Origin of the sequence: Arenimonas sp. (genome assembly GCF_035312645.1) — a bacterium.
Lineage (GTDB): Bacteria > Pseudomonadota > Gammaproteobacteria > Xanthomonadales > Xanthomonadaceae > Arenimonas.
Window position 1 is genome coordinate 1 of sequence record NZ_DATGBO010000124.1, and the last position, 12,659, is coordinate 12,659.

The window sequence follows — 12,659 nt, forward strand, 5'->3', positions numbered from 1 at the left end:
CCCCGGTCAGGAAGACCTGCTCACGCCCGCGGCGCTGGCCCTGCTGACCGATCTGCATCGCCGTTTCGAACCAGCCCGCCAGGCCCGGCTTTCTGCCCGCCGCGATCGCCAGCTGCGTTTCGATGCCGGCGAACTGCCCGACTTCCGCGCCGACACCGCCGCGATCCGCGCCGGCGACTGGCGCGTCGCCGAATTGCCGGCCGCGCTGCGCGACCGCCGCGTCGAGATCACCGGTCCGGTCGAACCGAAGATGGTGATTAACGCGCTGAACTCGGGCGCCAAGGTCTACATGGCCGACTTCGAGGATTCGACCGCGCCGACCTGGGTCAACCTGCTCACCGGCCAGCGCGCGCTGCGCAAGGCGGTCGCCGGCACGCTGGACTGGATGGCGCCCGACGGCAGCAAGCATTACGTGCTCAACCAGCAGGATCTCGCCGTGCTCATGGTGCGTCCGCGCGGTTGGCATCTGGGCGAGAAGAATGTCTTCGTCGACGGCGAGCGCATGTCCGGCTCGCTGTTCGATCTGGGTCTGTTCGCCTTCCACAACGCCGGCGCGCTCGCAGCGAAAGACCTCGGCCCGTATTTCTATCTGCCGAAACTGCAGAGCATGGAAGAGGCTGCTCTCTGGGACGAAGTGCTCGCCTTCATCGAAGTGCGGCTGGGCCTGCCGATCGGGCAGATGAAAGTCACCGTGCTGATCGAGACGCTGCCGGCGGCGTTCGAGATGGACGAAATCCTGCACGCGTTGCGCGGACGCATGGCCGGCCTCAACTGTGGCCGCTGGGATTACATTTTTTCCTATCTCAAGACTTTCCGTAAGCACCGCGACCGCGTGCTGCCCGAGCGCAGCCAGGTGACGATGACGCAGCCATTCCTGAAAGCGTATTCGGAGTTGCTGATCAAGACCTGTCACCGCCGCGGCGCGCTCGCGATGGGCGGCATGGCGGCGCAGATCCCGATCAGCGGCGATCCCGAAGCGAACGAAAAAGCATTGGCACGCGTGCGCGCCGACAAACTGCGCGAAGTCAGTGCCGGCCACGACGGTACCTGGGTCGCGCATCCGGCGCTGATCCCGATCGCGCAGGAATTGTTCGACGCGCACATGCGCGGACCGAACCAGCTCGACGTGGACCGCGCAGACGTGAACCCGACCCGCGACGACCTCATCAAGCCAAGCATCGGCTCGATCAGCCGCGCCGGCTTCGACAACAGCGTGGAAGTCTGCGTGCGCTATCTCGCTGCCTGGCTCGACGGCCAGGGCTGCGTGCCGATCCACTGGTTGATGGAAGACGCCGCGACCGCGGAGATTTCCCGCACGCAGCTCTGGCAGTGGCTGCACAACGACCGCCTGCATCTGGACGACGGCACGCCGGTCGATTTCAGCCTGTTCGATCGCGCTCTGCTGGCGCTGCCCTCGAAACTCGCCGACCGCATGCGCCTGCCGGGTGGATCGAAGATCAACGAGGCGATCGCGATGCTGGACGAACTGACGCACAGCGACGAGCTCGCCGAATTTCTCACCCTTACCGCCTACGAAAAAATCCAATAAGGGCGTAGGAGCGACGCGAGTCGCGATCGCCCTCGCATATATGGGTATCGCGACTTGCGTCGCGCCTACAAAAAACACAACCACAAACACAACACACCACCGCCACCAAGGACACGACGATGAGCAATTCCCTCCGCAGCGCCGAGCAACTGAAGAAAGACTGGCAGTCGAGCCCGCGCTGGGCCGGCATCGAGCGCGGCTATACCGCCGAGGAAGTGGTGCGCCTGCGCGGTACCGTTGCCATCGACCATTCGATCGCGCGCATCGGCGCCGAGAAATTGTGGAAGTATCTCGGCGAGAAGCCCTTCGTGAATGCGCTCGGTGCGCTCACCGGCAACCAGGCCATGCAGCAGGTCAAGGCCGGCCTCAACGCGATCTATCTTTCCGGCTGGCAGGTGGCGGCCGATGCCAATCTCGCCGGCGAGATGTATCCCGACCAGTCGCTGTATCCGGCCAATTCCGTGCCGCAGGTGGTCAAGCGCATCAACAACTGCCTGCTGCGCGCCGACCAGCTCAACCATGCCGAAGGCAACGACAGCATCGACTGGCTGCAGCCGATCGTCGCCGATGCCGAGGCCGGCTTTGGCGGCGTGCTCAACGCGTTCGAACTGATGAAGTCGATGATCGAAGCCGGTGCTGCCGGCGTGCATTTCGAAGACCAGCTCGCGTCGGTGAAAAAGTGCGGGCACATGGGCGGCAAGGTATTGGTGCCGACCCAGGAAGCGGTGCAAAAACTCATCGCCGCGCGCCTGGCCGCCGACGTGATGGATGTGCCGACGCTGGTAGTCGCGCGCACCGACGCCGAGGCCGCCGACCTGATCACCTCCGACATCGATCCGAACGACAAGCCGTTCATCACCGGCGAGCGCACGGTCGAAGGTTTCTACAAGACCAAGCCGGGCATTGATCAGGCGATCTCGCGCGGTCTCGCGTACGCGCCGTATGCCGACCTCGTCTGGTGCGAAACCGGCAAGCCCGATCTCGCCTTCGCGCGCAAGTTCGCTGCGGCCATCCACGCGAAATTCCCCGGCAAGATGCTCGCCTACAACTGCTCGCCGAGCTTCAACTGGAAGAAGAATCTCGACGACGCCACCATCGCGTCGTTCCAGAAAGAACTCGCGGCGATGGGCTACAAGTTCCAGTTCATCACCCTGGCCGGCTTCCACTCGCTGAACTACTCGATGTTCAACCTCGCCTACGGCTACGCGCGCAACCAGATGAGTGCTTTCGTCGAATTGCAGGAAGCCGAGTTCGCCGCCGCCGAACGTGGCTTCACCGCGGTCAAGCATCAGCGCGAGGTCGGCACCGGCTATTTCGATTCGGTGACCCAGACCATCCAGGGCGGCACCAGCTCGACGACGGCGCTCAAGGGCTCGACCGAGGAGGAGCAATTCCAGGGCGCGCCGGTCAAGGCTGCCTGAGGCGCGGAATAGGCCGGATTCTTTGCCCAATCCTTGATCTGGCGCACAGCGGGCCGCTGGCCGGCCCGCTGTTTTTGGGTACACTCGGGGGCCTGGACTCCCTCTAGCGATTCTCGTGCCCGATATCGACACGTACCCTTCCCGCGCGACGCTTGCCTCGCAGGACGCGCGTCTGCCGTCCGCGCTGGACGAGCACGAGCAGCGCGTACTCGCCAGCGTCGCGGTCAGCCGGGCGGTGTTGCCGGGGCAGGAATTGTTCCAGCGCGGCGACAGCGCGCAGAGCATGTACCTGATCGATACCGGCGAAGTCCGGCTCAGTTTCGAAGATGGCATGGCCGACAAGTTACTTGGCCGCGGCCAGTATTTTGGCGAGCTGTCGGTGTTCATCGGGCACCATCAGCGCTTCGCGCGCGCCGTGGTCGAAACCGCCGGCGTGTTCTACGAAATCACCCAGGAAAATTTCAACACGCTGATCGATCGCGAGCCCGCGGTGGTCGCGCGTTTCATGCAGCGCAGTTTTTCCTATCTGGTCGCCGGTGAGCATCAACTGGTGCAGAGCCTGCGCCGCCGCAACGAAGACCTGATGCAGACGCTGGACACGCTGCGGCAGACGCGCAGTGAATTGTCCGTGGCGCAGCAGCTGGTACGCAGCGACGACCTCACCGGGCTGTCGAACCGACGCGGCCTTTACCGCTATCTCGACGAAATCAGCCGTTACCCGTTGGGCGCTCAGAAACTCGCGCTGCTGCTGATCGACATCGACCACTTCAAGCGCATCAACGACCTCACCGGTCACCTCGCCGGCGATTCCGCACTGCGCGCCGTGGCCGAAGAAGTGCGTCGCCAGGCCGGCCCGATGGATCTGCCCTGCCGCCTCGGCGGCGACGAGTTCGCGCTGGTGATGCGGGTGTCGGATGGTGGCGAACTCGCCAACCGCGCCCTCGGCCTGATCGCCGCGGTACGCGGCCTGCGCCTGCCCAGCCTGGGCGAGCACCGGCTCAGCGTCAGCGTCGGCGGCGCCTTCTGCCACGACCCTGGCGGCTGGTCGACCTGGTACAGCCGCGCCGACAGCTCGCTGTACGAAGCCAAGCGCAAGGGCGGCGACCATTGGCGGCTGGCCCCGTGAAGCACGTGTGCGATGGCCGCAGCCGTGTTGACCCGGCGTTGTAGGCAATACTGAAGCCGAAGACGCAGGCCATGGACACCCCAGCGAGCCTCCCCCCGCAATCGGCAGCGGCGTCGGTCACCCCGATGCTCCGGACGGTTCTGCTAGCCGATCTGGCTGATTCCACCGCATTCATCGAACGCCTCGGCGATGCCAATGCGGCGGCGCTCTGGCAGCGCCTCGACCTGCAGGTCCGCGACCTGCTCGAATTCACCCAGGGCCGCCTGATCGACAAGGCCGACGGCCTGCTTGCGTTGTTCGAGCGCCCCGTCCAGGCCGTCGATTTCGCCCTGCGTTACCAATGCGCGCTCAAGGAACTCTCCGCCGAGCTGGGCATGGAGTTGAAAGCACGCGTCGGCATCCACGTTGGCGAGGTGATGACCTGGATCAGCACCCCGCAGGCGATCGCCGCGGGTGCGAAGCCGCTGGAAGTCGAAGGTCTGGCCAAACCGGTCGCCGCCCGCCTGATGGCGCTGGCGATGCCCGGGCAGATCCTGATGTCGGGCATGGCGCAGACCCTCGCGCATCGCGCGCAGTCCGAACTCGGCGAACGCGCCGGCAAGCTGCGCTGGCTGGTGCATGGTCGCTACCGTTTCAAGGGCGTGCCTGCGCCGATGATCGTGCACGAGGTCGGTGAGCCGGGCACCGCGCCGTTGCGTCTGCCCCCGTCAGGACAGAAATCCTGGCGCGAAGTGCCGCTGTGGCGGCGCCCGCCCATCCTCGCCGTGGAAGTGCTGTGCGTGCTCGGCCTGCTTGGCGGCACCTTGTATTCCACTTTCCGCAGCCCGCCCGCATTGGCCTTCCACGAACGCGACTGGGTCGTGGTCGGCGACATGGACAACTTCACCGACGACCCGCGCCTGCAGGAATCGCTGGCGACAGCGCTGCGCGTGAGCCTGGAGCAGTCGCGTTACGTCAACCTCGTGCCCGAGCTGAAAGTGCAGGACGCCCTGCAGCGCATGGGCCGCGGCCAGCAGACAACGATCGATCGTGGCGTCGGCAGCGAGATCGCATTGCGCGAAGGTGCGCGCGCGCTGCTGCTGCCATCGATCGCCGAAGTCGGCGGCAAGCTGCGCGTCAATATCGAGGTGGTGGATCCGAACAACCAGGTGACGGTGTACGCGCAGTCGGCGGAAGGACGTGGCGTCGACTCCGCGTTGACGTCGCTCGATTCCGTCAACAGTGGATTGCGCGAGAAGCTGGGCGAGTCGCTGCGGGATATCCGCGCCAACGACAAGCCGCTGGCCTTGGTGACGACATCGAACCTGGATGCACTACGGGCGTATTCGTTGGCAGTAAGTGCCAACCGCAAGAGCCAATATGCCGAAGCGCTGGCCCTGTTCCAGCAGGCGTTGAAACTTGATCCGCAGTTTGCGATGGCGCAAATGGGGATGGCGCGAGCCCACGCCAGGAATGGCGAGTTTGGCCTGGCCAAGCAGTTGGCGCTGCAGGCCAAGCAGAATCAGCAAAGACTTAGTCAGCGCGAACTTCTGGAGCTCAACGCGTTTATTGCGCGCTTCGGTGCGCCCTCGGAACTATTGCCGAAATACAAGTTGCTTGCCTCACTCTATCCCGACGATTTCCAGGCGTATTACAACTATTCCAATGTCGCCGCGGCCAATCATGGCTACAGCGATGCCTTGGCGTTTCTGACGCCGGCCCTCTCTCCCAAGAATCCATCTCGCGGCAATGCATTTTATTTGCAGGGTGCCATCCTGCTGTCGCTCAATCGCTATGCCGAGGCGCGTGCGGCTTTCCAGCAGGCCGAGGCGATGGGCGTCGCAGGAAACAAGCTGGAGGCTGCCGAGTCTTTCGCGGCCGAGAGAAATTTCGTTACCGCGGCTCGCGTACTGCAGTCGCAGACGCAAAGCGGGATGTCGGGTGTGGATCTGGAGCTGCATCTCGACGATCCGGTCTTCCTGCTCGATCAGGGTAAATGGCCAGAAGCGCTGGCGGTGCTCGCGACATTGCATGCGCAGTCGGAAGCGGCGTCTCCATTCCAGGCGCGTGCGCTTCTAGGCGCACAGCTTTCTTTGAGCAGCTATGCCGGGCAACTGCAGCCGGCCCAGTGGCGCGACTTCGTGGCTACCGAGACAGCGCGGTTGGCGAGCAAGGACGACCAGGAACGTGACAACGCCATTTTCCCGCTTCTCGCCGCCGGTTGGCTGGCCGCACGCAACGGCGACGTAGACACTGCGAAAACCGCGTTGGCGCTGGCGAAAGGGCCGGCCACCAACAACGGTGAGGCATCTCTCGTAGGAATGCAGACGATTCTGGAGGCTGAGCTGGCATTGGCAGCACGACAGCCGGAGACAGCCATCTCGTTATTGCGCGCTCGCCATGACGGCAGCGAGTTGTATTTCAGTCATGCCGTATTGATGCGTGCTTACGTCGCCGCGGGCAACGAAACTGCAGCGCTGGAAGAAGCGAATTGGCTGGCTCGCGAGCGCGGGCGCGCTTACGGTGAATGGAACAGCTTTGACATGTGGACGCCCGCGAATATTGTCGAGAGCAATCTGGCCTTGTTGAGTGCCGCAGAGTTTGCGGTGAAGCTGGGCCAGCCGAAACTGGCCCGGCAAAAACTCACCGCGTTCAACCGGGCATGGCCCAACGCCGAAAAGATCCCGTTCGTCGAAACCCGCTTGCGGTCGCTGACGGCGGCCTTGGCATCAACGCGTTCCTAGAGCGGCCATCTCGTAGTGGAAGGGCAGCTGCGAAAGCTGTGCCTTGAGTTCCTTGTGCGCCGCCTTGATCTGTTCCTTGCTGGCCAGCGTCTTGACGCTGTAGCAGCACAGGACATGATCGGCGCCTTTCACGTCGCGATCGGTCTCGGGGGTTTCATGGCCGACCTGCTTGAGCGCCGCACGTGGATTTTTTTCGAACAGGGCGCGGAAGTCGTCATCACTGGACAGTTTGTTGAGTAGCTTGTCGGCGACGTCTGGCGAAAAAGGCTTGGCCATTATTATTCCCCCTTATCCCTCGTATTGAGGTCGAGGCAGGCTAGCGGCTGCCTGTGACCAATGCAACACGGCAAGGACGGGAAGCGGAAGGCGGGCCGAAGGACGTCGTTCCTTTCCTTCTGGACAGTTGATGCAGGCTCCGGACATCAAGCGAGCCGATATGCCGCGATCCTGATCGCGACAACTCTGGCAAGATCGCCGCTCCTGCCCTGCCTGTTCCCGCCATGCATCTGACGCGCCCGAGCTATTTCTTTCTCCAGCGCCGTGAGCGCCCGGAATTTTCCCTCGAAGATCTGATGTCGGGCGGCGCCGGCATGGTGACGCGCAGCGAATGGGTGGCGCTGGCGCCGCATCTGGGTCTCGAGGTCGTGCTGGAGTTCGCCGATCTTGCGGTGTTCGATGTGGTCACGGCCGACAAAGCGCATGCGTACTCGGAACTCGTCGAAAACTTCGGCGCCGAGCGCATCGCGCGATTGCTCGCGGCTGGATTGTTGCTGGGCGATCACGCGGAACACGCAGAGCTGCGCGCGCGCGATCAGGCGCTGCGCGATACCGCCTGGTGGGGGCCGGCGGCTTTGGCGCATACCTTCAGTCGTTGGCAGGGCGTCGATGTCCAGGCCGATGCCGGGCGTGTCGGCGAGCGTACCTGGAAAAGCATGATCGACGATCACGGCCTGCCGCCGACGGAAGCGTTGCAGGTTCGCGAACGCGAAAGCTGGCATGCGCTGCCGACGCCCGACAAGACCGCTTTCGACGAGCTGCTCGCCGCGCGCTCGACCTGCCGCAATTTCGACAACGATTTCGTATTGCCGCTGATCGATCTCAGTCGCGTATTGCATCGCGTGTTCGCTGCCCAGGCAACGCAGGACTTCTCGCCGGGCGCGGTCGCGCTGAAAAAGAACAGTCCGTCCGGTGGTGGCTTGCATCCGGTCGAGGCCTTCGTGCTGGTGCAGCGCGTCGAAGGTCTGGCGCCAGGGCTGTATCACTATCACAGCACGGCGCATGTGCTGGAGCCGATGCGGCTGATCGCGGCAGACGCGCTGCTGCCGATCGCAAATGAGTTGGTCGCCGGCCAGTCATGGTTCGCCAATGCGCCGGTGTTGCTGCTGATGGCCGCGCGCTTCCAGCGCAGTTTCTGGAAATATCGCAATAACAGCAAGGCCTGGCGGGTGATCCAGCTCGACGCCGGGCATCTGTCGCAGAACCTGTATCTGTCCGCGACCGAATTCGGTTACGGCGCGTTCGTCACCGGCGCCATCAACGATGACTGCGCCGAACGTCTGTTCGAGCTCGATGGCCTGAGTACCGCCGCGGTCGCGGTCAGCGGCTTCGGACGCCGCGCCACCGAGATCATCGCGACGGAATTCGATCCGCTGGGCAAAGCGGTGCGTTGATCTCGTAGGAGCCAGCTTGCTGGCGACCAAGCCTACCCCGGCAGCAACTACCCCGACGCTCACTCGCTTGCGGGAATCGAGGCCGCATCCGGGAAAGGCGTCGCCAGCAAGCTGGCTCCTACGGTGTGCAGGAGAAAATTGCCGGCGAACGGGATCCTGCTCTTCGCAAATCCTTCGTCGTGAAGTCATCGTCGACCATGATCGCTCCTGCAGGAAATTACCCAGCGCTTTGCCCGCGATCGAGCTGACGATAGCCGATCGCTTCGGTGAGGTGCGCAGTGGTGATGCGCTCGCTGTCTTCGAGGTCGGCGATGGTGCGTGCCACGCGCAGGATGCGATGGGTGGCGCGGGCGGTGAGTTGCAGTGCTTCCATTGCCCGCTCGAGCAGGGTCTGATCCCGGCCGGAAAGATGGCAGTGGTGTTCGGTTTCCGCTTGCGAAAGTTGCGCGTTGGTTTTTCCACTGCGGCGATGTTGCCGTATGCGTGCGGCGACCACGCGTTCGCGCACGATGGCGGTAGCTTCGCCGCGCGGCGAATCGCTGCGCATCTCGTGCGGCGCCAGACGCGGCACGGTCAGCTGCAGATCGATGCGATCGAGCAGGGGGCCGGACAGGCGTGCGCGATAGCGCAACACGGCTTCGCCCGAGCAACGACAGCGCCCGGACGGATCGCCGGCCCAACCGCAGGGGCAGGGATTCATGGCGGCGACCAGCTGAAAACGCGCAGGAAATTCTGCCGCGCGCGCGGCGCGCGAAATCGTCACCACGCCAGATTCCAGCGGTTCGCGCAACACTTCCAGCGTCCGGCGGTCCCACTCGGCGAGCTCGTCGAGAAAAAGCACGCCGTTGTGCGCCAGCGATACTTCGCCCGGTCGCGGTTCCGCACCGCCACCGATCAGCGCCACCGCGCTCGCGGTGTGATGCGGCGAACGGAAATTTCGCACGCGCCAGCGTGTCAGATCCAGGCCGCGGCCCGACACGGAAGCGACCGCCGCGCTTTCCAGTGCTTCGGCTTCGCTTGCTTCCGGTAATAGGCCGGGTAGCCGCGACGCGAGCAAGGTTTTTCCGCAGCCGGGTGGACCGATCAGCAGCAGATGATGCGATCCGGCCGCCGCGATTTCCAGCGCGCGTCGTGCCTGCAATTGCCCGCGCACGTCGGCGAGATCGAGATAGCTCGGCAGCAACGTGCCAAGTTGATTTGGCAATGCCAGCGGTAGCGATTTCACGCCGTTGATGTGGGCGACGACTTCGAGCAGCGTGCGCGCCGTATACGCCTCGACGTCGCTGGCGAGCGCGGCTTCGTCGCCATTGCCGGCGGGTACGATCAGCGCGCGTCCGGCCGCGGCGGCGGCGAGCGCCGCAGGCAGGACGCCATCGATCATGCGCAGCTCGCCGGTGAGCGCGAGTTCGCCGAGCAATTCGAAACGCGCCAGCGCCTCGACGCTGACATCGCCATTCGCTGCGAGGATGCCGAGTGCGATCGGCAAATCGAAACGTCCGCCGTCTTTCGGAAGATCGGCGGGTGCAAGGTTGATGATCATCCGGCGATTTGGCATTTCCAGTTGCGAACACTGGATCGCCGCGCGCACGCGATCGCGACTCTCGCGGACCGCCGCTTCCGGCAGCCCGACGATCTGCATCGCCGGCAAGCCGGGCGACAGATACACCTCGACGCGGACCGCCGGTGCGTGCACGCCGGCCCGGGCGCGGCTATGCGCCAGCGCCAGTGTCATTGCGGCAGGGCCGTAGGTTTAGTGGTTGTTGCCGGGACTGGAAGCCAGCCTGGCTTCGAGCACTTCGACGGCGCGTTCGAGCGCGTCGATTTTTTCGCGGGTGCGCAGCAGCACCGCGCGCTGCACGTCGAACTCTTCGCGGGTGACCAGATCGAGCTTGGCGAGGCCTGCCTGCAAGGTCGCTTTCATGTTCTGCTCGAGGTCGCTGCGTGCGTCTTTCAGTCCGGGCGGAACCAGGCTGGTGAGGCGGCGGGCGAGATCGTCGATGGCTTTGAGGTCGATCATGGGGCGTTTCTCCGGTGGACGCCGGCAGTCTCGCCGCGTGATCCCGACGACGGCCGTCGGGTGACGGATCCGCAGCCTGTAGGAAGTTCCTTGCCGCCGCGCGACGATTCGTGGCGCTGACCGCGAGGGGCCCATATCGAAACATGATCGGCGTGAGCAATCAATCCGTCATCGCCGGGCAACAGTTCGAACACCTGCCCGGAGACCTTCATGAACCGACCTGCCCTGACCCGACTGGCCGCGCTGACGGTCCTCGCGCTTCCGCTGACGGCGCTTGCCGACACGCCCGTGGCTGCGCCCACGCTCAACACTGGCGACACCGCCTGGATGCTGGTGTCGACGGTGCTCGTATTGTTCATGACCATCCCCGGCCTCGCGCTTTTCTACGCCGGCATGGTGCGATCGAAGAACGTGCTCTCGGTGCTGATGCAGTGCTTCGCGATCACCGGTCTGGTCAGCATTCTCTGGGTGATCTACGGCTACAGCCTGGTATTCGATACCAGCGGCATGATCAAGGATCAAGTGAACCTGCACTCGTTCGTCGGTGGCCTGCATCGCGCCTTTCTTGCCGGGCTCACGCCCGACAGTTTATTTCTCACCGTGCCCGAAAGCGTGTTCATCACTTTCCAGATGACCTTCGCGATCATCACGCCGGCATTGATCGTCGGCGCGTTCGCCGAGCGCATGAAATTCTCGGCGATGCTGCTGTTCATGGGCCTGTGGTTCACGCTGGTGTACGCGCCGATCGCGCACATGGTCTGGAGCGGACCGGGCGGCCTGCTGCTGGACTGGGGTGTGCTCGACTTCGCTGGCGGCACGGTGGTGCATATCAACGCCGGCGTCGCCGGACTCGTTGCCGCGCTCGTACTCGGCAAGCGTCGCGGCTATCCGAATTCGGTGATGGCGCCGCACAACCTCGGCTACACCCTGATCGGCGCGAGCATGCTCTGGGTCGGCTGGTTCGGTTTCAATGCCGGTTCGGCGGTCGCGGCCAACGGTACTGCCGGCATGGCGATGCTGGTCACGCAGATCGCCACTGCTGCCGCCGCGTTGGCGTGGATGGCGATTGAATGGCTGACGCACAAAAAGCCCAGCGTGCTCGGTATCGCCTCGGGCGCGGTTGCGGGGCTGGTCGCGATCACGCCGGCTTCTGGCACTGCCGGTCCGGGTGGCGCCTTGGTCATTGGTCTGGCCGCCGGCGTGGTCTGCTTCTTCAGCGCGACCAGCCTCAAGCGCGTGCTCGGCTATGACGATTCACTCGACGTCTTCGGCGTGCATGCGATCGGCGGCATTCTCGGCGCGCTGCTGACTGGCGTGTTCGCGGCGCCGGCGCTAGGCGGCTTTGGTACGGTCACCGATATCGCCGGCCAGCTATTCACGCAGGCCAAGGGCGTCGGCGTCACCATCCTTTACACTGCGATCGTCAGTTTCGTGCTGCTCAAGCTGATCGATGCGACGCTCGGCCTGCGCGTGGCGGCAGACGAGGAAACCGAAGGCCTCGATCTCGCCCTGCACAACGAACGTGGCTACAACCTTTAAGCGCCCAGGAGCTGCCCAATGAAAATGGTCATGGCGATCATCAAGCCGTTCAAGCTCGACGACGTGCGCGAGGCCTTGAGCGAAGCCGGCGTCACCGGCGTGACCGTCACCGAGGTCAAGGGCTTCGGTCGACAGAAAGGTCATACCGAGCTGTATCGCGGCGCCGAATACGTGGTCGACTTCCTGCCCAAGATCAAGCTCGAAGTCGCTGTCACCAGCGACCAGCTCGACCGCGTCGTCGAGGCGATCCAGTCCGCGGCCAATACCGGCAAGATCGGCGACGGCAAGATCTTCGTCTACGAACTCGAGCGGGTGATGCGCATCCGCACCGGCGAGTTGGACGGGGACGCGCTGTAACAGCCGTGGGTACCGTGGGAGCGGGCAAGGCCAGGCTTGCCTCAGCAGGAACGATGCCCTTGATCGTCTGCTTGCGTTGATCAGGCGCTTGATGCGACGCGGCAATCACGTCGCGATCACGCCGCTCCCATGGGTCGATCTTCCTTATCGAAAACTTAATTTTCCAGCCATCGGTTTTGGTCTATGGTTGGCACCGGACCCTTACCGTCCGGGAGACCCGCCATGAGCACGCCCCCCCAGAAACCCGATTTTTCCGA

At 64.1% G+C, this 12,659-nt stretch carries 10 protein-coding genes; 7 read left to right on the top strand and 3 right to left on the bottom strand.

Annotated elements, in window-relative coordinates; genetic code table 11:
* The 4 genes from aceB to VKM35_RS11325 form a co-directional block, all read left to right on the top strand.
* A partial coding sequence (aceB, locus tag VKM35_RS11310) for a malate synthase A (RefSeq protein ID WP_324321123.1) occupies window positions 1-1,549 on the top strand: 1,549 nt, incomplete at its 5' end.
* A gap of 119 nt (window positions 1,550-1,668) precedes the next feature.
* Entirely contained in the window at window positions 1,669-2,970 is a 1,302-nt protein-coding gene (aceA, locus tag VKM35_RS11315) for an isocitrate lyase (RefSeq protein ID WP_324321124.1), read from the top strand.
* Between the two features lie 115 nt (window positions 2,971-3,085).
* Window positions 3,086-4,096 carry a GGDEF domain-containing protein gene (locus VKM35_RS11320; RefSeq protein WP_324321125.1) on the top strand — a complete coding sequence of 337 codons (1,011 nt, stop codon included), beginning with the start codon at window positions 3,086-3,088 and terminating at the stop codon, window positions 4,094-4,096.
* Between the two features lie 125 nt (window positions 4,097-4,221).
* Window positions 4,222-6,819 carry a putative peptide modification system cyclase gene (locus tag VKM35_RS11325; protein ID WP_324321126.1) on the top strand — a complete coding sequence of 866 codons (2,598 nt, stop codon included), beginning with the start codon at window positions 4,222-4,224 and terminating at the stop codon, window positions 6,817-6,819.
* On the opposite strand, the gene VKM35_RS11330 is transcribed toward VKM35_RS11325, so the two are convergent.
* Window positions 6,805-7,095: an NHLP-related RiPP peptide gene (locus tag VKM35_RS11330; protein WP_324321127.1), complete on the bottom strand. Its 291-nt coding sequence runs from the start codon at window positions 7,093-7,095 to the stop codon at window positions 6,805-6,807. The genes VKM35_RS11325 and VKM35_RS11330 overlap by 15 nt on opposite strands.
* A gap of 224 nt (window positions 7,096-7,319) precedes the next feature.
* Here VKM35_RS11330 and VKM35_RS11335 point away from each other — a divergent pair, with 224 nt between their 5' ends.
* A complete protein-coding gene (locus VKM35_RS11335) occupies window positions 7,320-8,489 on the top strand; it encodes a putative peptide maturation dehydrogenase (protein WP_324321128.1) in 1,170 nt (389 codons plus the stop codon).
* Between the two features lie 217 nt (window positions 8,490-8,706).
* On the opposite strand, the gene VKM35_RS11340 is transcribed toward VKM35_RS11335, so the two are convergent.
* On the bottom strand, window positions 8,707-10,221 hold the full coding sequence (locus VKM35_RS11340) for a YifB family Mg chelatase-like AAA ATPase (RefSeq protein WP_324321129.1): 1,515 nt from the start codon (window positions 10,219-10,221) through the stop codon (window positions 8,707-8,709).
* A gap of 18 nt (window positions 10,222-10,239) precedes the next feature.
* Window positions 10,240-10,506: a ubiquinone biosynthesis accessory factor UbiK gene (ubiK, locus tag VKM35_RS11345; RefSeq protein ID WP_324321130.1), complete on the bottom strand. Its 267-nt coding sequence runs from the start codon at window positions 10,504-10,506 to the stop codon at window positions 10,240-10,242.
* Between the two features lie 210 nt (window positions 10,507-10,716).
* On the opposite strand from ubiK, the gene VKM35_RS11350 reads away from it, so the two are divergent.
* The gene (locus VKM35_RS11350) at window positions 10,717-12,045 is read left to right on the top strand and encodes an ammonium transporter (RefSeq protein WP_324321131.1); all 1,329 of its coding nucleotides are present in this window, start codon (window positions 10,717-10,719) and stop codon (window positions 12,043-12,045) included.
* 18 nt (window positions 12,046-12,063) lie between these two features.
* Complete coding sequence (locus VKM35_RS11355) at window positions 12,064-12,402, top strand: P-II family nitrogen regulator (protein WP_324321132.1); 339 nt, start codon at window positions 12,064-12,066, stop codon at window positions 12,400-12,402.
* Window positions 12,403-12,659: the final 257 nt, after the last annotated feature.